17 protein-coding genes are annotated in these 20,156 nt (G+C 70.1%); 6 read left to right on the forward strand and 11 right to left on the reverse strand.

What is annotated here, in order from left to right; genetic code table 11:
• Window positions 1-3 precede the first annotated feature (3 nt).
• The gene (locus ACTWQA_RS23820) at window positions 4-1,461 is read left to right on the forward strand and encodes a benzaldehyde dehydrogenase (RefSeq protein ID WP_443161334.1); all 1,458 of its coding nucleotides are present in this window, start codon (window positions 4-6) and stop codon (window positions 1,459-1,461) included.
• 42 nt (window positions 1,462-1,503) lie between these two features.
• Here ACTWQA_RS23820 and ACTWQA_RS23825 read toward each other — a convergent pair whose 3' ends face one another.
• Complete coding sequence (locus tag ACTWQA_RS23825) at window positions 1,504-2,355, reverse strand: bifunctional methylenetetrahydrofolate dehydrogenase/methenyltetrahydrofolate cyclohydrolase (protein WP_443161335.1); 852 nt, start codon at window positions 2,353-2,355, stop codon at window positions 1,504-1,506.
• Between the two features lie 208 nt (window positions 2,356-2,563).
• On the opposite strand from ACTWQA_RS23825, the gene ACTWQA_RS23830 reads away from it, so the two are divergent.
• The 3 genes from ACTWQA_RS23830 to ACTWQA_RS23840 all read left to right on the forward strand — a co-directional run bounded on the left by ACTWQA_RS23830 (window position 2,564) and on the right by ACTWQA_RS23840 (window position 8,890).
• Window positions 2,564-6,703 carry a glycoside hydrolase family 38 N-terminal domain-containing protein gene (locus tag ACTWQA_RS23830; protein WP_443161336.1) on the forward strand — a complete coding sequence of 1,380 codons (4,140 nt, stop codon included), beginning with the start codon at window positions 2,564-2,566 and terminating at the stop codon, window positions 6,701-6,703.
• Between the two features lie 88 nt (window positions 6,704-6,791).
• Window positions 6,792-7,784, forward strand: coding sequence for a DUF7158 domain-containing protein (locus ACTWQA_RS23835; protein ID WP_443161337.1), 993 nt, complete (start codon window positions 6,792-6,794; stop codon window positions 7,782-7,784).
• Window positions 7,784-8,890 carry an ROK family protein gene (locus tag ACTWQA_RS23840; RefSeq protein ID WP_443161338.1) on the forward strand — a complete coding sequence of 369 codons (1,107 nt, stop codon included), beginning with the start codon at window positions 7,784-7,786 and terminating at the stop codon, window positions 8,888-8,890. Before ACTWQA_RS23835 ends, ACTWQA_RS23840 begins: the two co-directional genes overlap by 1 nt.
• A 32-nt stretch (window positions 8,891-8,922) precedes the next feature.
• On the opposite strand, the gene ACTWQA_RS23845 is transcribed toward ACTWQA_RS23840, so the two are convergent.
• From ACTWQA_RS23845 to purN, 3 genes are all read right to left on the reverse strand, one after another.
• The gene (locus ACTWQA_RS23845) at window positions 8,923-9,099 is read right to left on the reverse strand and encodes a hypothetical protein (RefSeq protein ID WP_305920123.1); all 177 of its coding nucleotides are present in this window, start codon (window positions 9,097-9,099) and stop codon (window positions 8,923-8,925) included.
• A gap of 122 nt (window positions 9,100-9,221) precedes the next feature.
• Complete coding sequence (purH, locus tag ACTWQA_RS23850) at window positions 9,222-10,760, reverse strand: bifunctional phosphoribosylaminoimidazolecarboxamide formyltransferase/IMP cyclohydrolase (protein ID WP_443161339.1); 1,539 nt, start codon at window positions 10,758-10,760, stop codon at window positions 9,222-9,224.
• Entirely contained in the window at window positions 10,757-11,386 is a 630-nt protein-coding gene (gene purN / locus ACTWQA_RS23855; RefSeq protein WP_443161340.1) for a phosphoribosylglycinamide formyltransferase, read from the reverse strand. Before purN ends, purH begins: the two co-directional genes overlap by 4 nt.
• Window positions 11,387-11,461: 75 nt before the next feature.
• Between purN and ACTWQA_RS23860 the strand changes: the two genes are divergently transcribed.
• A complete protein-coding gene (locus tag ACTWQA_RS23860) occupies window positions 11,462-11,881 on the forward strand; it encodes a hypothetical protein (RefSeq protein WP_443161341.1) in 420 nt (139 codons plus the stop codon).
• A 203-nt stretch (window positions 11,882-12,084) separates the two neighbouring features.
• On the opposite strand, the gene ACTWQA_RS23865 is transcribed toward ACTWQA_RS23860, so the two are convergent.
• The 3 genes from ACTWQA_RS23865 to sucC all read right to left on the reverse strand — a co-directional run bounded on the left by ACTWQA_RS23865 (window position 12,085) and on the right by sucC (window position 16,194).
• On the reverse strand, window positions 12,085-13,707 hold the full coding sequence (locus ACTWQA_RS23865) for a cell division protein PerM (RefSeq protein WP_443161342.1): 1,623 nt from the start codon (window positions 13,705-13,707) through the stop codon (window positions 12,085-12,087).
• Between the two features lie 426 nt (window positions 13,708-14,133).
• Entirely contained in the window at window positions 14,134-15,009 is an 876-nt protein-coding gene (gene sucD / locus ACTWQA_RS23870; protein WP_443161343.1) for a succinate--CoA ligase subunit alpha, read from the reverse strand.
• 3 nt (window positions 15,010-15,012) lie between these two features.
• Window positions 15,013-16,194 carry an ADP-forming succinate--CoA ligase subunit beta gene (gene sucC / locus ACTWQA_RS23875; RefSeq protein WP_327585643.1) on the reverse strand — a complete coding sequence of 394 codons (1,182 nt, stop codon included), beginning with the start codon at window positions 16,192-16,194 and terminating at the stop codon, window positions 15,013-15,015.
• Window positions 16,195-16,687: 493 nt separating this feature from the next.
• Between sucC and ACTWQA_RS23880 the strand changes: the two genes are divergently transcribed.
• Window positions 16,688-17,548, forward strand: a complete 861-nt coding sequence (locus ACTWQA_RS23880; RefSeq protein WP_443161344.1) for a hypothetical protein — start codon at window positions 16,688-16,690, stop codon at window positions 17,546-17,548.
• A gap of 18 nt (window positions 17,549-17,566) precedes the next feature.
• Here the strand turns inward: ACTWQA_RS23880 and ACTWQA_RS23885 are convergent, their stop codons facing one another.
• From ACTWQA_RS23885 to galE, 4 genes are all read right to left on the reverse strand, one after another.
• The gene (locus ACTWQA_RS23885; RefSeq protein WP_443161345.1) at window positions 17,567-17,929 is read right to left on the reverse strand and encodes a VOC family protein; all 363 of its coding nucleotides are present in this window, start codon (window positions 17,927-17,929) and stop codon (window positions 17,567-17,569) included.
• Complete coding sequence (locus tag ACTWQA_RS23890; protein ID WP_443161346.1) at window positions 17,926-18,177, reverse strand: zinc ribbon domain-containing protein; 252 nt, start codon at window positions 18,175-18,177, stop codon at window positions 17,926-17,928. Before ACTWQA_RS23890 ends, ACTWQA_RS23885 begins: the two co-directional genes overlap by 4 nt.
• A complete protein-coding gene (locus ACTWQA_RS23895) occupies window positions 18,174-18,611 on the reverse strand; it encodes a MarR family winged helix-turn-helix transcriptional regulator (RefSeq protein WP_443161347.1) in 438 nt (145 codons plus the stop codon). Before ACTWQA_RS23895 ends, ACTWQA_RS23890 begins: the two co-directional genes overlap by 4 nt.
• Window positions 18,612-18,677: 66 nt before the next feature.
• Window positions 18,678-19,655, reverse strand: a complete 978-nt coding sequence (gene galE, locus ACTWQA_RS23900) for a UDP-glucose 4-epimerase GalE (protein ID WP_443161348.1) — start codon at window positions 19,653-19,655, stop codon at window positions 18,678-18,680.
• Window positions 19,656-20,156: the final 501 nt, after the last annotated feature.

Here is a 20,156-nt window from a genome sequence, read left to right on the forward strand (position 1 = left end):
ACCATGACATTCCTGGACCCCAAGATCTGGACCGGCCTGGTCTTCGACGGCGGCTGGACGGCCTCGCGCGCCGGTGACGCGCCGGTCGTCGAGCCGGCGACGGGCAACGAGCTCGGCCGTGCGGGCACGGCCGGCGCCGACGACGTGGCCGCGGCCGCCCTGCGGGCACGCCAGGAGCAGCGGGCGTGGGCGGCCACCCCGTACGAGGAGCGGGCGGCGGTGCTGCGCCGCGCCGGGCGGCTCTTCGAGGAGCACGCGCAGGAGATCCAGGACTGGATCGTCCGCGAGTCCGGCGGGGTGCCCGGCAAGGCCGCCTTCGAGACGCACGTGGCGGCGCAGGAGTGCTACGAGGCGGCGGCGCTGGCCTCGCAGCCGCTCGGCGAGGTGCTGCCGACCTCGCGCAAGCGGCTCAGCTTCGCCCGGCGGGTGCCCGTGGGCGTGGTCGGGGTGATCGCGCCGTTCAACTTCCCGCTGATCCTCGGCACCAGGTCGGTGGCTCCGGCGCTCGCGCTCGGGAACGCGGTCGTCTTCAAACCGGACCAGCGCACCGCCGTCTGCGGCGGGTTCTCTCTCGCCCGCGTCTTCGAGGAGGCGGGGCTGCCGAACGGCCTGCTGCACGTGCTCCCCGGCGGCGCCGAGACCGGGCAGGCCCTGGTGACCGACCCGAACATCCCGGTGATCTCCTTCACCGGGTCGAGCGCGGCCGGGCGCAAGGTCGGGGAGGCGGGCGCGCGCCTGCTCAAACGGGTGCACCTGGAGCTGGGCGGCAACTCGGCGCTGGTCGTCTTCGACGACGCCGACCTCCAGCCGGCCGTGTCCGCCGCCTCGTGGGCGTCGTTCTTCCACCAGGGGCAGATCTGCATGACGGCGGGCCGGCACCTGGTGCACGAATCGGTGGCGGAGGAGTACGTCGAACGCCTCGCCGCCAAGGCCGACGCCCTGCCGGTCGGAGACCCGGCCACCGGTCAGGTCGCCCTCGGCCCGCTCATCGACGCCGGGCAGCGGGACCGGGTGCACCGGCTCGTCACCGACAGCGTGTCGGCCGGGGCCAGGCTCGCCGCGGGCGGGACGTACGACCGGCTGTTCTACCGGCCCACCGTGCTGGCCGGGGTGCCGGCCCACGCGCCGGCGTACGCGGAGGAGGTGTTCGGGCCGGTGGCGCCGGTGATGACGTTCTCCTCGCTGGAGCAGGCGGCGGCGCTGGCCGCCGACACGGAGTACGGCCTGTCGCTCGGCATCCTCACCCGCGACGTCATGAAGGGGCTGGCGCTGGCCGACCTGGTGCCGACGGGAATCGTGCACATCAACGACCAGACGGTGGACGACGAGGCCGTGGCGCCGTTCGGCGGGGTGGGCGCCTCGGGGACCGGCACGAGGTTCGGCGGGCCCGCCAACGCGGACGCCTTCACGGAGACCCAGTGGGTCACCGTACAGGGGGACGTGGCCGCGTACCCCTTCTAGCGAGACTGCAAGGCGCCGGGGATCTCGGCGCCTTGCAATCGTTCACCTTGCTTGGCGTTCTGCGGCCTCCACCACGTTGGAGAGCAGGAGAGCACGGGTCATGGGGCCGACGCCGCCCGGGTTGGGCGTGAGGAAGCCGGCGACCTCCGCCACGTCCGGCGCCACGTCGCCGGCGATCTTGCCGTCCACTCGGGAGACCCCCACGTCGAGGACGGCCGCGCCGGGCTTGACCATGTCGCGGGTGATCAGGCCGGGCACGCCCGCCGCCGCCACCACGATGTCCGCCCGGCGCACGTGGCCGGCCAGGTCCTGGGTGCCGGTGTGGCACAGGGTCACGGTGGCGTTTTCGCTGCGGCGGGTCAGCAGGAGGCCCAGCGAGCGGCCCACCGTGATGCCGCGCCCGACCACGGCCACCTCGGCGCCCTTGATCGGCACGCCGTATTCCTGCAGGAGCAGCACGATGCCGTGCGGGGTGCACGGGAGCGGCGCGTCCACCATGTGGACGAGGCGGCCGAGGTTGACCGGGTGGAGGCCGTCGGCGTCCTTGGCCGGGTCCATGCGCTCCAGCAGGGCCATCGTGTCGAGGTGCTTGGGGAGGGGGAGCTGGACGATGTAGCCGGTGCACTCGGGGGAGGCGTTGAGCTCGTCGATGGCCGCCTCGACCTCGGCCTGCGTGGCGGTGGCCGGCAGGTCGACGCGGATGGAGGCGATGCCCACCTCGGCGCAGTCACGGTGCTTGCCTGCCACGTAGATCTGGCTGCCCGGGTCGTCGCCCACGAGCACGGTGCCCAGGCCGGGTGTGATGCCGCGCTCCTTGAGCGCGGCCACTCGGGTCGTGAGGTCTGCCTTGATCTTGGCGGCGGTCGCCTTGCCATCGAGTTTCACTGCGCTCATGCAGGCAATCCTTCCATGCCTCCGTCCGCCCCTCGCACCGGCCTGACCCGCCGGCGCACGCGCAGGAGGAGGAGCGCTCGCAAGTTATCCACAGACCCCAGCCAACCAGCACAAGTTATCCACAGGCGGTCTTTGACATCGTTGTCATTGATCTTCGAAGGGCTTAGTGTTACGGGCGCCAGCATCACGCTGTCCCCGGAGGTCCCCCTTGCCTGTCCGCCTGTTGTCCGCCGAGTCGACCGACCTCTTCGTGGGCTCCGAGGCCGAGCCGCACCAGGTGCTCCGCGTCACCGTCGCACAGGGAGAGCGCGACACGCCCCTGGAGCTGCGCGGCGAGGGCGTGCGGCTGGCCGAGCCGGTGACCGTGCCCGCCACCGCCTCCGGCGTTCTGGAGATTCCCCTGACCCTGACGGCACCGCCCGGCGCCGCCCTGCCGTGCGTGGTGACGCTGGGCGAGGAGTCCCTGGAGATCACGGTCACGGCCGAGGAGCCGGGCTGGACGATGCACATGGTGTCCCACTTCCACTACGACCCCGTGTGGTGGAACACCCAGGCGGCCTACACCAGCCCGTGGGAGCTGCTCTCCGCCGACGCCACCACCAGACCCCTCTGGGAGCGAAACGCGTTCGCGCTGGTCGAGGCGCACATCGAGCTGGCGCTGCGCGACCCCGACTACCGCTTCGTGCTGGCCGAGGTCGACTACCTCAAGCCGTTCTTCGACACCCATCCCGAACGACGGGCCGATCTGCGCGCCCTCATGGCCGAGGGGCGGGCCGAGCTGATCGGCGGCACCTACAACGAGCCCAACACCAATCTGACCGGCGCCGAGAGCACCATCCGCAACCTCGTCTACGGGATCGGTTACCAGCGCGACATCCTGGGCGGCGATCCGCGCACGGCGTGGCAGCTGGACGTGTTCGGGCACGACCCGCAGTTCCCCGGCTATCTGGCGGCGGCAGGGCTGACCGGCAGCGCGTGGGCGCGCGGGCCGTTCCACCAGTGGGGGCCGATCCACAAGAACTTCCAGCAGGCCAAGAACGACGCGGCCATGATGCAGTTCCCGAGCGAGTTCGAGTGGATCTCGCCATCCGGGCAGGGCGTGCTCACCCACTACATGCCCGCCCACTACTCGGCGGGCTGGTGGATGGACTCCGCGCCCACGCTGGAGGGCGCCTGCCAGGCGGTCTACGACCTCTACCGGTCGCTCAAGCCCGTGGCCGCGACGAAGCACGTCCTGCTCCCCGTGGGCACCGACTACACACCGCCCAACAAGTGGATCACCGACGTCCACCGCACGTGGGCGGCCCGCTATGTGTGGCCGAGGTTCGTGTGCGCCACCCCGCGGGACTTCCTGAACGCTGTCCGCGCCGACATGTCGCATTTCAGCCCCCAAACCCGCGATATGAACCCCATCTACACAGGCAAAGACGTCTCCTACATCGACACCAAGCAGGCGCAGCGCGCCGCCGAGGTGGCCGCGCTCGACGCCGAGCGGCTGTCGGCGTTCGCGCAGGCGCTCGGCCTCGGCCGCTACCCGCACACGGCGCTGGACAAGGTGTGGCGGCAGCTGGCCTACGGCGCGCACCACGACGCGATCACGGGCTCGGAGTCCGATCAGGTCTACATCGACCTGCTGACCGGCTGGCGGGAGGCCTACGACCTGGCCACGGCCGCCAGGGACACCGCCCTGGACGCCCTGACCGGTCAGATCGCGGTGGACGCGCCGAGCGTCGTGGTCACGAACACGCTGCCGTTCGCCCGTGACGGGCTGGCACGCGTGCGCCTGCCTGCCGGTCACACGGTGGCCGGCGTGCCTGCCGTGGTGGAGGACGGCACGGTGACCTTCCTGGCCCAGGACGTTCCCTCGCTGGGCTGGCGCACTTACCGGATGGTTCCCGGCTCCCCCACCACCTGGCAGCCCGCACCGGCGCACGGCGCCATCACGATCGAGAATGACCGCTGGCGCATCACCGCCGACCCCTCCCAAGGCGGTGGCCTGACCTCGATCCTCGACCGGGCCTCGGGCCAGGAGCTGCTGTCCGGGCTCGGCAACGAGCTGCGCCTTTACCACGAATACCCCCAGCACCCTGACATGGGCGAGGGCCCCTGGCACCTCATCCCCACAGGCCACGCCGTCGGCTCGGCCGGCACCCGGACACTGAGCGCCCGCACGGAGACGAGCGCGATCGGCCGGCGCCTGATCGTCACCGGCGAGGTGGGGGAGGTCTCGTACGAGCAGACCGTCACCCTGCTCACCGGCTCCGACCGCATCGACTTCGCCACCCGCGTGCTCGACCACACCGGCGCCGACCGCCTGTTCCGCGTCCGTTTCCCCGCCCGGGTCGAAGGCGCGCTGCCGGTGTCGGACGTGTCGGGCGCCGTGGTGGGCCGCGGTTTCGCGCTCCCCGACGTGGACACGGCCGAGCATCCATGGACGCTCGACAACCCGGCCAACACGTGGTTCGGCCTGTCCGCCACCGCCAAGGTCGATCTCGGCGAGGCCGGCGCGCGGGCGCTGGGCGTGGCCGAGGTCGTGGTGCCTACGCTCGCCGACGCCCCGGAGGCCCGCGACCTGGTGGTGGCGCTGGCCCGAGCGGGCGTGACCGCCACCACGTCGTCGGCCTCCGGCACCCGATACGGCTGGCTGGACGTCGACTCGAACCTCCCGGACGTACGCATCGTCGTGGGCGGCCCCGACACCAACCCCGTGGCCGCCGACCTGCTCGCCCAGGCCGACCCCGTCTATCTGGATGCCCTGAAGTCGGGCGCGCCCCGCGTGTGGGTCCCCGCCGAACGCCCGCTGGCGGAGGTCTGGCAGCCGAGCGCCGACCTGCGTGACCTCCGTGCCCTGCCCGCCCTGATCGTCGCCGGTCCCATCGCGGACCTGGTGGCCGACCTGGCCGACGCCACGATCGACGCCGTGTGCCCGCTCGGGGCGGAGCGCCTGGAGGACCGGACGGTCGCGCTGCTGACGTACGGCCTGCCCGGCTTCGCCGTCGACCCGGACGGGGCTCTGCACCTGTCGCTGATGCGTTCCTGCACGGGCTGGCCCTCGGGCATCTGGCTGGATCCGCCCCACCGCACGACCCCGGACGGCTCGGGCTTCCAGCTCCAGCACTGGACCCACGAGTTCTCCTACGCACTGGTCGCCGGCGACGGCGACTGGCGCGCCCTGCGCCTGCCCGCCGCAGGCCAGGAGCACATCACCCCGCTCCTGCCCCGCACGCTGAACGCCCAGGACGGCGAGCTCCCGCCGGCCCACTCGCTCCTCACGCTCTCGCCGCCCCGCGATGTGCTCGTGAGCACCATCAAGGCGACCGGCAACCCGCACGCCCACGGCCGCACCGCCGAGCCCGGCCGTGGCGTGACCATCCGCTTGATCGAATCGACCGGCCTGGGCGCCCAGGTCGAGATCGACTCCCCGATCCTCCCGCTGACCGACCTCACCCATGCGGACCTGCTCGAACGTCCCGGCGCACCGGCCTTCGACCTCACCATGACCGGCTTCGAGGTCGCGACCTTCCTGGCCAGCGCCCCGCCCCCACCGGCACGGCCCGAGCTCGGACCCACGACCGAGCAGGCCCAGCCCGTCTACAGCCGCTACTGGCTGCACAACAAGGGCCCGGCGCCGCTCGGCTACCTCCCGATCTCCATCGCGGTCGGCCCCGGCCTCGTCACCTCACCAGAGGGCCCCTTTGAGCTGGAGGTCGTGGTCTCCTCCCACCTGACCGAGGAGCCCCACGAAGGCGTGGTCGATCTCCGGGTCCCGCCCGGCTGGATCGCCACCCCCGTCCAACGCCCCTTCCGCCTGTCCCCTGGTGGCCACGTACGTTTCCCGGTCACCGTGACGCCGCCGCAGCCGGACACGGGCCTGCACTTCGTCTCCGCCCGCACCTTCGTCGCCGGCCAGCTCATCGAGGACGTCGCCACCGTGGCCGTGGGCGACGCCCCCGAACTTCCCGTCCCAGGCCTGCCCCCGGCCTCGGGCACCGCTGTCAAGGGCACCAGTTCGCCCGAGGCCCGCTCGACCGGCCTCTCGGTCAGCCCGGTCACGGACGTCCTCTCCCTCCATCCCGGCGACCGCACCGCCCTCGTCCTCCGACTCACCAACACCACGGCAGACGAGATCCGTGGTGAGTCCCAGCTGGCATCACCCTGGGGCACGTGGACTCTGCTCCCCCGCGTCATCCAGGGCTTCACCGTGGCGGCCGGCGAAATAGCGGAGGTGTCGTTCCCGGTGGAAGTGCCCGAGGACGCACCAGACGGGCATGCCTGGGCACTCGCCAAGGTCATGTGGTACGGCCGTTGCCAATACTCCCCGGCGATCCGCCTGGAGGTGACCCGATGAGACCCCTACGCGGCCCTCGCAGTAAGGATGGTGCCCTAGTGACGGTCGATCGCCGCCACGGCCGGGCAGCCCGCCGCGAGGTGCCCCGATGAGCCATCACTTCCATCACCGCCCAGCGGTGCCCGCGCACGCCGCTCCTGGCTCCCGCGCCACCGCACCGGGACCGGACGGTGTCATCGGCTGGGTCGGGGACCGGCCGATCCCACGTGAGCGCCTCGACCGGCGCCTCGCCGGCCTACGCGGCGGCCCGCTCCGCGCGGCGCTGCCCGTTCCAGGCAGTTCTGAAGACCGCCAGCTGGCCCGGTGGCTGACCCAGGTCATCCTCACCGAAGCCCTGTGCGAGACCGCCGCCAGAGGCTTGGGCCTTGCTCCTGTGGAGGGCGGGCCGCTCGATCGGGTGGCGGCCGTCGAGCTGGGCTCGATCAACGCCGCCGCCTACAACGGCAGCCCGTGGGTGCGCACCCTGTTCGAGCACGTCACCGCCATGGCAGAGATCCCAGCGGAGTGGCGAGCCCGCACCTCCCCTCAACGCTCCCCCAGGCACGTTGTCCACCACCGTCTGTTCGCCGACCGGACGAGCGCCGAGCAGGCCGGACCGGACGACCTCGAACCTCTCGGCGCCGTGAGCCTCGACTCGCTGCCGGCCGCGATCGCCGAGGCGATCCTGCACCGGCCGTACGGCGCGCTCGTGGGCCCGGTCGAGGACGCCCTGGGCTGGCACCTGGCCACAGCCGTCCCCACCTCACCCGGCCCTGATCACCCAGCCGTTCTCGCCTCACCCGGCCCCGAGCAACCAGCCGTTCCCGCCTCATTCGGCCCCCATCACCCAGCCGTCACCTCCGCACACGGACAAGGAGTCGCCCCGACGCCAGAGCAAGGAATCTCCCCATCTCCTGGATCCCCCGGCCCTCCACGCCACCACAGCACCTCCGCCCTGCCGGCGGATGGTTTGCTGGAGGCCGCGCGGCGGAGGGCCTTCGCCCGCCGGCTCGATGAGCTGCGTGCCGAGAAGGTCAAGCTAGTGCCCGGACTGGAACACCCTGGCGACCCTCGCCAGCCCGACAACCACCACAAACATTGATGACCTGCGTACTTGCCATTGATATCGGAGGAACCAAGCTCGCCGCCGCGCTGGTGGACGAGGCCGGTTCCGTCTTGTGCTCCGCTACCCGGCCCACGCCGCGTACGGACGTCATGTCCGCCCTGGCGGCTCTCATCACGGAGGTGACCGAGAGCGGCCCGCCACCGGTGGCCGCCGGGATCGGCTGTGCGGGCCCGCTGGACCTCGCCACCGGCACCGTGAGCCCGGTCAACATCGCCAACTGGCGCGGCTTCCCACTGCGCGAGGAGGTACAGAAGCTCACGGGGCTGCCCACCGTGCTGGCGGGCGACGCACAATGCTTCGCGCTCGGGGAGCATTGGCTGGGTGCGGGGCGCGACAGTGCGTCCTTGCTCGGCATCGTCGTGTCCACCGGCATCGGGGGCGGCATCGTGCTCGACGGCGCACCGCTCCTGGGCCCGACCGGTAACGCCGGACATGTCGGGCATATGAGTATCGACCCCTACGGGGAACGCTGCGAATGCGGTGGCCGGGGATGCGTGGAGCGCTACTCCAGCGGCCCCAACCTTGCCCGCTGGGCTCTGGAGAACGGCTGGTCACCCAGCGCGTCGTCAGCCGACCCCGCCGCCGCCACCCGCACCGATCAGGCCGGCACCGTTGAGACCGCCAGCACCAAAGAGATCGTCGGCGCCGCACAGCCTGCAGGCACACCAGAGCCTGCCGGCCCAGCGGGGGCCGCCGGCCCAGCGGAGCTCCCCGGCCCAGCGGAGCCCGCCGGCTCAGCCGGGGCCGGTCGTACCGAGGTGAAGGCGGACGCGCGGGCCCTGGCGCGGGACGCTGCGGCGGGGGATGCGATCGCGCTCGCCGCATTCGAGCGCGGCGCCAGAGCGCTGGCCGGCATGATCGCGTCCACCGCGGCCGCGGCAGAGGTCCAGACCGTGGTGGTCGGCGGCGGTGTGTCGGCCGCGGGCAAGGTGCTGTTCGAGCCCTTGCAGCGGGCGCTCGACGATGTGGCCGGCCTGCCCTTTGTCCGGGCGGTCCAGGTCAGGCAGAGCATCCTGGGCGTGCGTGCGAGCCTGGCCGGCGCCGCCAAGCTGGCCTGGCGGCTGCATCCACCGCACACGTGAGGCACACCCTGAGGCGGGCTCGATGACCAGGGCTAGTCGCGTTCGGCGCCCTGGGCTTCTCTGCGCTCGATGATCCGGCGGGTGAACGGGATGATCTCGACGACTCGGCTGCCGAGGTAGGCGCCGACGAAGGCGAGCACCAGGAGGACGACGGGGCTGGTGGCGAAGCCGTTCATGGTGACGAACGCCTGCAGGATCGCATCGAGCAAGGAGAACTCCGTGTGAATGGGCTCAGCGGGGAGGCACTCAGGCTAACCGGACATGACCCGTGCTCGCCCCCCAAACGCACTAAAGGGCGACATGATCGCTCATGTCGCCTTTTAGCGGACGATCAGTGGAAGAAGTGGCGGGTGCCAGTGAAGTAGAGGGTGATGCCTGCCTTCTCCGCGGCCTCCACGACCAGGTCGTCCCGGATGGAGCCGCCGGGCTCGACGATCGCCTTCACGCCCGCCTCCGCCAGCACCTCCAGCCCGTCAGGGAACGGGAAGAAGGCGTCCGAGGCCGCCACGGAGCCAGGCGCGCGCTCCCCCGCCCTGGTGACCGCCAGGCGGCAGGAGTCCACCCGGTTGACCTGCCCCATGCCTACCCCGACTGTGGCGCCGTCGCCGGCCAGCAGGATGGCGTTGGACTTCACCGAGCGGCAGGCGCGCCAGGCGAACTCCAGGTCGGCCAGCACCTCGGGTGAAGCAGGCTCGCCGGTCTTGAGCTCCCACTGCGACGCCGCATCGCCGGGCGCGTCGACCCGGTCGACGGTCTGCACCAGCAGCCCACCGTCGATCTTGCGGAACTCCGTCGGCTGCGCCGGCCCTTCCGCGCACGCCAGCAGCCGCAGGTTCTTCTTCTCGCGCAGCACCTCCAGCGCCTCCGCGTCGAAGGCGGGCGCGATGACGACCTCGGTGAACACGTCGGCGATCTGCCTGGCCAGCTCCACCGTGACCGGCCGGTTGACGGCGATCACCCCGCCGAACGCCGACACCGGATCGCAGGCGTGCGCCTTGCGGTGCGCGTCGGCCACGTCGGAGCCGATCGCGATGCCGCACGGGTTTTGGTGCTTGATGATGGCCACGCACGGGTCGGAGAAGTCCCAGGCGGCCCGCCACGCGGCATCGGCGTCGAGATAGTTGTTGTAGGACATCTCCTTGCCGTGCAACTGCTCGGCGTTGGCCAGCCCGCCGGCGCCGGCCGTGTAGAGCGCGGCACGCTGGTGCGGGTTCTCGCCGTAGCGGAGGGTCGACTTGCGTTCGTACGCGGCCCCCGTGAAGGCCGGGAGCTCTTCCATTTCGTACGCGCTCCCGAACCAGTTGGCCACGGCCACGTCGTAGGAAGCCGTGTGTGCGTACGCGATGCCCGCGAGCCGCCGCCGCTCGGTCAGGGTGAAGCCGCCCTCGGCCAGGGCCGTGAGCACGTCGCCGTAGTAGCCGGGATCGACCACGACAGCGCAGGTGTTGTGGTTTTTGGCGGCGCCGCGGATCATGGCGGGCCCGCCGATGTCGATCTGCTCGACGCACTCCTCGTCGGAGGCTCCGGAGGCCACCGTCTGCTGGAACGGGTAGAGGTTGACCACCACCAGCTGGAACGGGTCGATCTCCAGCTCCTGCAGCTGGGCCACGTGGTGCGGCTTGGTGACGTCGGCCAGCAGCCCGGCATGCACCCGCGGGTGCAGCGTCTTGACCCGCCCGTCGAGGCACTCGGGGAACCCGGTCAGCTGCTCGACCTTCGTCACCGGGATCCCGTACGACGAGATCGCGGCTGCCGTGCCGCCGGTCGAGACGATCTCCACCCCAGCGCCGTCGAGGGCCCTGGCCAGCTCCTCGAGCCCGGACTTGTCGTAAACAGCGATCAGCGCACGCTGGATGGCGATGCGAGTCACGTGGTTTCCCCTCCTGATTGGTTGCCGATGCGGACATGGCGTCCGCTGACCGTCCAGCCCTCGCGGGCCATCCGGCCGACGATCTCGACGAGTAGACGGCGCTCGACGGTCTTGATGCGCTCGTGCAGGACCGCCTCGTCGTCGTCCGGAAGCACGGGCACCGCCTCCTGGGCGACAATGGGCCCGGTGTCGATTCCCTCGTCGGCCAGCATCACCGTGCAGCCGGTGACCTTGACCCCGTGGGCCAGCGCGTCGCGCACGCCATGCGCGCCCGGGAAGGACGGCAGCAGCGCCGGGTGGGTGTTGAGCACAGGGAAGGCCTCGAGCGTCGGCGTACCCAAAATCTTCATGAAGCCTGCCGACACCACCAGGTCGGGTTCGTACGATGCGATCTTGGCCGCGATCGCGCGGTCCCAATCCGCCCTTGTCGGATAATTGCCCAATTTTTCGACAAAAGTCGGGACGCCTGCCTTGGTGGCCCGGACCAGCCCCTCGATCCCCTCCCTGTCGGCGCCGACCGCCACCACGCGAACCCCGTACGACGGGTCGGCAGAAGCGTCCAGCAGGGCCTGTAGGTTGGTTCCAGAGCCGGAGACGAGGACGACGAGCCGCCCAGCCTTAGACACGCGCACTCTCCAAGAGGAAAACAGGGTGGGCTGCCAGGGTATCTGTTCCTCACCCGGCGACGCAGAGGAGGTCAGGTGTCGACACCGGTGCAGGCACCGGCAGGCCAGCAGCCCGCCGAATCGGCGGGTCGCCGAGCGATTTGGTTGTCCATCGCAGCGCTGGCCATGACGTTCATGTTGCCGCTCGCCGGCCTGGTCATGGCGCTGTTCGCGCTGGCGGCCGGGATCCGGGCGCTGCCGCTGCTGAAAGCCGCGAGCAAGCCCACGGGGATGGCCGTGGGCGGCATCACCATCTCCTCGATCGCGCTGGCACTGTCGGCCATGGCCACGGGGATGCAGCTTTACCTGATGGATGAATACGCCGCCTACCAGGAGTGCATGAAGGGCGCCGGCACGGTGTCCTCGCAGGGCGAGTGCTTCACCCAGTTCCGAGACGCGGCCGAGCGCAAGCTGCCCCCGGACGTCCTCGAACTCCTGGGCGCCATGCAGCCCTGAGCCGGCCAGGTTTTCCGGTCGTCGCCACCCGGCAGCGCACTCACTGTGCGGCGTCACGGCGGCGCGCCCTGTTTATGGTCGCGTTCGCTACGGGCCTGCCGTTGGCATCGTGCCGCGCTCTCTTCGACCCAGGCTCCCGGGACAGAGGGGCAACCCACGACGGCGCGTGGGGCAACCACGTCGCAGCGTAAAGGAAAAACGGATCAGTCTTTGTCCCAAGCATAGGGATCGAGATAGATCACATGACCGCCGCGGTCGTCGGACTCGTCGACGATGTCGTTACGCGGCGGGCGTGTCTCCGCCACGCGGGGACGCGCCTGAGCCAGCGTCTCCTCGGCCGCCGAGGCGTGCTCGTCCTGCCAGTCGTCCCTGATGACCGGGATCTCCTGAGTGTCCGCCTCGGTGGCGTCCATCCAGTGGCCGGGCAGCGGGCGCGGGTCCGACTCCGCCAAGCCCACCTTGCTCGCCGCCTTGGCGATCGCCGCGCCCGCCTTGCGTACCGGGGCGGCCGCCTTGTCGAGCGGCGCGCGGGCCCGCTTATTGATCAGCAGCAGGTTCGTCACGCCGGCGGAGATGCCCGCGGCCACGCCGACCTCGAGCGCTACCGACAACGCCACTTCCCAAGGTGAGGGACCGATCGCCGCCAGCCGTCCGCCGCCGATGGGCCCACCGGACAGCGCCGCCAGCGCCCCCGCCACGACCCCGGTGGACACTCCCGTGAGGAATCCCCAGAGCGGCGCCGCCTCATACGACGGCGACGGCGAGATCCTGGCCACCATCACCCCCGCCACGGCCCCCGCCGCGAACGGCAGCGCGATCACCGCCATCATCCACGCCGGCACCGGCCCGCTTTCCGGCAACGCCCCCAGCAACGGCAGGCTCGGCACCGTGCCGAGCTGCACGCCCGTGGGCGCGACCAGAGTGTCCGCACCGATGGCGAACCCCGGTCCGGCGATATACGAGAACGCCCAGATGACGACGTTGAGCAGATAGAGCAACTGGAGCAGCACCAGGAGTAGCCCGCCCACGAGCCCGGGCGACAGGACGCTGGACAGCTCCCTGACCTGGTCGAAGTTCAGCACGACGGCGACCAGCACCAGTGCCAGCCCGGCCACCAGCAACAACGCGGTGGCCATCGCCGTGCCGACGGTGAGCGCGCGCACCCGCTCGGGCAACAGCCGGAGCATCACCCGCCAGGGCCCGATCATCCGCGCGGTGGCCAGCGCCCCCGCCAGGAACGCCAGCACGAAATGGCTGAACAACGCCTCACCGATGAACGGCTGCGTGATGTCGTTGCTCGCCACGAGCGCGATCAGCCCGGCCAGCAGCGCGTACGGGGCCGCCAGCGACACTCCCGCCTGCACCACCAGCACCAGTTGGGCCCGGCGGCGAGCCTGGGCCTTTTCCCGCGGGCTGTTCTTGGGTAGCCGCGCGGGCAGCCGGAGCCGCAGGTCGGCATCGCGCGCCATCCAGCGTCCCGCCCGATAGAGCAGCACGGCCGGCAGCATGATCAGCCCTAGTGGCAACAACCCGACCCGCCCGCCGGGGATCGCGAACCCGGCGTGGTGCGCGGCCAGCCAGAGCTGCGCCGCCGTACGGAACACACCCGGCAGCCCGGAGCCCAGCGTGCCGCGCGGGGCGGCGATCCACCCGATCAGCGTGAGCGTGGTGAGTGCGGCCAAGCCGACGCCCAGCGTGCATGCCGCGGCCAGCATGCCCGACACGGGCAGCGGTCGCCTGGACTCGTCGTCGTCGCCAGGGACCCGGGGGAGCTTGCCGAGCACCGACCGGGGGGCAGCGCGCAACTGGTCGATAATCGCCGTCACAGTAGGTGATTTTCTCAACCTTTCCCAACCAGTGCTTGGTTGACGCGCCGGGGGATTAATATTCAATCTTTTATGCTGCAACGTGGCCGCCCCAGCACCGTCGTTGGTCGCCCTCTGTCCAGGGGACGCCTTCTGACCCGGTCAGTGGAGCGATGAGCCTGGGCCGGAGAGAGCGAGGCACGATGCCAACGGAGGCCCGTAGCGAATGCGACCATAAGCAGGAGCGATGAGCCTGGGCCGGAGAGAGCGAGGCACGATGCCAACGGAGGCCCGTGGGCCGACTCCGTGGTGATCCGTGGGCCGCTCACCGGGCGGCTGACGGACGCCTCGTGCCCCACGCGGCGTCTCCCCCCATCAGACGATCTGCGCTGTCCACACATGGGAAAGCCCCGCGCGGCGTGCCGCGCGGGGCCCTCTTGGCGATGATCAACGAGCCTGCATGATCTCGCGCATGAGGCGTGCCGTCTCCGACGGGGTCTTGCCGACGCGGACGCCCACCTTCTCCAAGGCTTCCTTCTTGGCCTGGGCGGTGCCGGCCGAGCCGGACACGATGGCGCCCGCGTGGCCCATCGTCTTGCCCTCGGGCGCGGTGAAGCCGGCCACGTAGGCGACCACGGGCTTGGTCACGTGCTGCTCGATATAGGCCGCGGCCCGCTCCTCGGCGTCGCCGCCGATCTCACCGATCATCACGATGGCGTCGGTGCCCGGGTCCTCCTGGAAGGCCTGGAGCGCGTCGATGTGCGTGGTGCCGATGACGGGGTCGCCGCCGATGCCGACAGCGGTCGAGAAGCCGAAGTCGCGCAGCTCGTACATGAGCTGGTAGGTCAGCGTGCCGGACTTCGAGACCAGGCCGATGCGGCCGGCGGTGGTGATGTCGGCGGGGATGATGCCGGCGTTGGAGGCGCCGGGAGAGGCGATGCCGGGGCAGTTGGGGCCGATGATGCGGGTCTTGTTGCCCTTGGTGACGGCGTAGGCCCAGAACTCGGTGCTGTCGTGCACCGGGACGCCTTCGGTGATCACCACGACGAGCGGGATCTCGGCGTCGATGGCCTCCTTGACGGCGTCCTTGGTGAACGCCGGAGGCACGAACACGACCGACACGTCGGCGCCGGTCTGCTCCATGGCCTCCTTGACCGTGCCGAACACGGGCAGGCTCTCGTGAACGGTGCCGGCCTTGCGGGCGTTGACGCCGCCCACGACCTTGGCGCCGGAGGCGAGCATGCGGCGGGTGTGCTTGGTGCCCTCCCCGCCGGTCATGCCCTGAACGATGATCTTGCTGTTCTCGGTCAACCAGATGGCCATGAGTTACGCACCTACCGCAGCGAGCTCGGCGGCACGCTTGGCCGCGTCGTCCATCGTGTCTACCAGCTCGACCCGCGGGAGCGCGGCGTCGGCCAGGATCTGTCGCCCGAGCTGGGCGTTGTTGCCGTCGAGGCGGACCACCAGCGGGTGGGTCACGGCCTCGCCCCGGCTCTCCAGCAGCTTGAACGCCGAGACGATGCCGTTGGCGACGGCGTCGCAGGCGGTGATGCCGCCGAAGACGTTCACGAAAATCGACTTCACGTCGGGGTCGGAGAGGATGATCTCCAGGCCGGCGGCCATGACCTCGGCCGACGCGCCACCACCGATGTCGAGGAAGTTGGCGGGGGACGGCTTGCCGGGGAACGCCTCACCGGCGTAGGCCACGACGTCGAGGGTGGACATGACCAGGCCCGCGCCGTTGCCGATGATGCCGACGTCGCCATCGAGCTTGACGTAGTTGAGGTCCTTCTCCTTGGCCGCGGCCTCGAGCGGGTCCTCGGCGGCCTTGTCTGCCAGCGCCTCGTGCTCCTGCTGGCGGAAGGAGGCGTTGTCGTCGAGCGTGACCTTGCCGTCGAGCGCCTTCACCTGGCCATCGGCCGACAGGATCATGGGGTTGACCTCGACGAGCGTGGCGTCCTCGTCGACGAAGCAGCACCAGAGCTTCTCGATGAGCTCGGCGGCGCCGTCGAGCGACTTCTCCGGGAGCCCGCCGGCCACCGCGATCTCGCGGGCCTTGGCCCGGTCGATGCCGGTCAGCGCCGAGACCGGCACCTTGGCGACCTTCTCGGGGGCGCTGTGGGCGACCTCTTCGATGTCCATACCGCCGGCGGCGGAGCAGATCGCGAGGAACGTACGGTTCGCACGGTCGAGCAGGAAGGAGAAGTAGTATTCCTCCGCGATCGCGCTGGCCTCCTCCACGAGCACCTTGTGGACCGTGTGGCCCTTGATGTCCATGCCCAGGATGGCGGTGGCCTTCTCGACGGCGTCGGCGGCGTCATCGGCCACCTTCACGCCTCCGGCCTTGCCCCGGCCACCGGTCTTGACCTGGGCCTTGACGACGACGCGGCCGGTCAACTGCTCAGCGGCCGCCCGCACCTCCTCCACCGTGTGGGCGACGATGCCGCGCGGCACCGGGATGCCGTAGTCAGCGAAGAGCTCCTTCGCCTGATGTTCGAACAGGTCCACGAGGGTCCGTCCTTGCTTATCCGACTGATGTTCGACGGCCCGGGCAACCCGTGCGTGCCGGGCGTTTCCGCCAGTGAAGCCTAGCCCCAAGCTTGACCTGCCCAGGTCACCGGGTCATGGTTCTCCCACTATGTGACGCTGATCTCACTTCCAAGCCTCACCTCCGGTCTCACTTCCGGCAAGGGTGCCCAGATGATGATCTGCACGAGAAATGCACCGATTCGCCGCCGGAGCGCCCGAGTGCCGATATATGGCCGTGATCTTTAATGGCCAGGATTCCTGGGGCCCCCGGTTATCCGATTCGAAGGAAACCGAGGGCCATTCCCGTCCGTGATCGCCATGGGACGTTACGTGTATGCGCAGGATCACCGATATCCACGACGCGTACCGGAACGCTAGGATCACGACCCAGCTTTTCCCTACCTCGCTTCACCCCGAGGCACGAAAGTTTCGGCGGGAAGCACCGGTAATCCCCCTCAACAAAGGAATCCGCATGAAGCGCATGCTCGCCGGCGTGGTGTTAGCCACCACTGCCACCCTGGTCGCCGCGACCCCCGCCATGGCCGCCGCACCGAAGAACCCCGTCGTCGCGGTGAAGAAGCAGCTCGTTCCCGGCAAGGGAGTGAAGTTCACCGAGCGGACCACCCTCGACGTCGAGGGGGATCGCTCAATCTTCGTCCGGCGCAGCGGCACCCTGCAGTTCAGCAAGTCCGGCATCGCGGCCTCGGACAGCACCGGCAGGTTCAACATCTCCCTGAAGGACCTGGGCGCGGACGCGGACGACGCCCCGGAGCTGCTCAAGGCGCTGGCCTCACCGGAGCGCACGATCCGGGTCGGCACCACGTCGTACCTGTCCGGAGGCATGTGGGCGACCATGCTGCCCGAGGACAAGAACTGGTTCAAGCTCCCCAAGGGCCCGACCGGTGGCGTGACCGGTACCTACAGCCAGCCGGTGAACCTCGCCGAGCCCGCCACGCTCAAGACCCTGTTCAAGAGCGCCAAGCCCACCAGTGGCGGCTACGCCGGCAAGATCACGGTGGGCGACCTATGGAAGGTGTCCCCGTGGTTCCGCGCCACCGGGGTCTCCAAGCCCTCGGCGAAGGCCCTGAAGAGCACGATCAGCTGGCGGCTCGCGGTGAACTCCGCCGGCCTGCCCACCCGGCTGGTGTCGACCTTCCCGATGTCCGTCCTGTCCGGCGGGAAGGGCAGCGTGAGCGTGGACACCAGGTTCTCCGGCTGGGGCACCACCGTGTCGATCAAGGCGCCGCCGGCGGATGAGATCGCTACCGAGTTCGAGAACGGTGAGGACGACGCGTCCGTCATCTGGGACTCGCTCGCCAACGTCGGCAGCTGATCCAGCTATCTGATCATCTCAGCCCTCTCCCGTCGCCAGGCGGGAGAGGTGCGGCTGCTTGGCGTAGTCGGTGAGGCCGATGACGTTCCCCCATGGGTCCGCCAGCTCCACCGTCCAGCCCGTGAACACCTCGAACGGCTCCACGCCCAGCTCGGCCGCCGCGGCGCGGGCGTCGGGGACCTCAAGCCAGACGCGCATGGAGCCGGGACCGGCCTCTTGGACGCGTACCAGCAGGCCGGGGGTCTCCTCCCCGATCGCGTAGAGGGCCATCTCCCCTGTCGAGAACTTCTCCTTCAGCCCCAGCACGCCACCATAGAACTCCTTGGCCCGATCGAGGTCGGCCACGCCGACCAGGACATTGTCGACGCCCAGGATCCTCATGACATCAGCCTCGGGTGGTCGCGCCAGGCGGGCATCGTGCGCATGTAGGCCCTGGTGGCCTCCTCGGCCTCGGGCCTCGGCCGGCCCGTGCGCTGGACCTCCCACTGCACCATGCGCTCGAACCGCTCGTCGAAGTCCTGCAGCGTCCCGTCGGTGTTGGAGCAGTAGCGGCACCAGGTGCTGCCGGGGTGGCCCGGCGCGTGGTCCTCGGCGCTCTCCATCGGCATTCCGCAGCTCTCGCAGCTCACGACCCGTCCTCTCCGTCTCTCAGGAGCGCGCGCAGCCCAGTCACGAGCCCTTGGCGTTCCTGCGGTGTCATCGTCCGCACGGCCTGCGCCAGCAGGTCGTCCTCGAGCACCCGCGGCGCCGCCGCCGCGGCGGCCGCCCTTCCCTCTTCGGTGACCCAGACGAACACCCGCCGCCGGTCGCGCTCGTCCCTGATCCTGGCCACCAGGCCGCGTTCTTCGACCCGGGTGACCAGCTCGGTGGTCGCGGCCTTGGACAGCTGCAGGTGCTCGGCCAGCTCGCTCAGCGTGAGCGGCCCCGCAGCCAGCAGGTGGCCGAGCACAGCGTGCATCCGGGCGGTCAGCCCGGCCGCGATCGGCTTTCTCGACGCCTTGAATCGCCGGTAGACCGCCGGGTAGAGCCGTGCCACCTCGCGGGCCGCCTCAGCTTCTTCCATGATTTCTTTCGTGTACGAACAGTTCGTATACGAATCGTATGACGAGACGCTGCCCCGGTCCAGGGTCTATCCGAGTCGCGACTCGCGCAGGCGCGCCCATTCGAGCGAGTGCCTGATGCCCTCCTCGACGGAGTAGCGGGCCTGCCAGCCAAGCAGGCTGCGGGCGCGGTCGCTGCGGGTGTAGGCGCCGGCCACGTCGCCGGGGCGGGAAGGGGCCTCGACGACCTCGATCGGGCTGTCGACGACGCGATTGAACGCCTCGACCAGCTCGCGGACGGTGGTGCCCGCTCCGGTGCCCAGGTTGATCACGCTTGCCGTCAGATCGTCGAATCGCCGTAGGGCCTCGACATGCGCGGCGGCCAGGTCCCAGACGTGGACGTAGTCGCGAATGCCGGTGCCGTCCCTGGTCGGGTAGCCGGTGCCGGTGATCTGGAAGGGCACCCGGTCCTCGTACGCCTCGATCATCTTGCCGAGGGCGTGGCTGGGGCGCCGCAGTTGCAGGCCGGTACGCATCTTCGGGTCGGCGCCGATGGGGTTGAAGTAACGCAAGGAGAGAATCTTGATGGGGCGGGTGGCGGCGATGTCGGCGAACATGGCCTCGCACACCGCCTTGGTCCGCGCATACGGGCTCATGGGGTCGAGCGGGGAGTCCTCGTCCACCGTGTGGTCCTCGCCCGTGCGGTAGATCGAGGCGGAGGAGCTGAAGATCATCCGGGTGCAGCCATTGCGGAGCAGATGGTCGGCGAACTCCAGGCTCTTTGCCACATTCGCGCGGTAGTAGCCGATGGGGTCGGCCACGGAGTCGGGCACGACGATGAGTGCCGCGCAATGGATGACAGCCTCGATATCGGGGTTTTCGGCAAATATCTTGTCAATCAGCGGGCCATCGCTGATATCCCCCTCGTAGAACGCCCGCCCGTCGGCGAACTCCCGCCGCCCGGTCACGAGACTGTCGAGAATCACGGGCGAGATCCCGGCATCCAGACACGCCGAGGCCATCGTGCTGCCGATATAACCCGCCCCACCACTAACCAAAACACGCATCCCCGAACCCTATCTTCGTGCGGCGCCGTACATGGCTAGGCTTTTCAAACCCCCATCTTGTACGGCTTCGCCGACTGGGCCGCCACCCGCCGCACTTCGGCTGGCGGAGCGGCGAGCTTGGGGCGGAGAGCGGCAGCTTGCGTGACCAGCGGAGCCCCGTGCGAGCGCGACCATAGACACAGCGCGGCGAGCTTGGGGCGGAGAGCGGCAGCTTGCGTGACCAGCGGAGCCCCGTGCGAGCGCGACCATGAGCAGGGCCTTCCAAGAACACGGCCTCTGAGCCCTTCAGTGGCTAAGCACCGTTACGGAGCGCATCCTGGGCCAAGTCCGTGGTCACCGCTGGACCCAGGCCCACCAAGACGCCGCAAGGCCTTCGCCTGGGTCGGGTTCGGTAAAGGTTTGGAGGAAAGGGTGGGTGGGTGACCTGGTCTTGGGGGCGTTGGCGTGCGACATTTCCAGATATGGGCAGGGACGTGCCGGTGGTGGTCTTCAGCCGCGAAC

The sequence above is a fragment of the Nonomuraea sp. 10N515B genome (genome assembly GCF_052245915.1).
Classification (GTDB): domain Bacteria; phylum Actinomycetota; class Actinomycetes; order Streptosporangiales; family Streptosporangiaceae; genus Nonomuraea.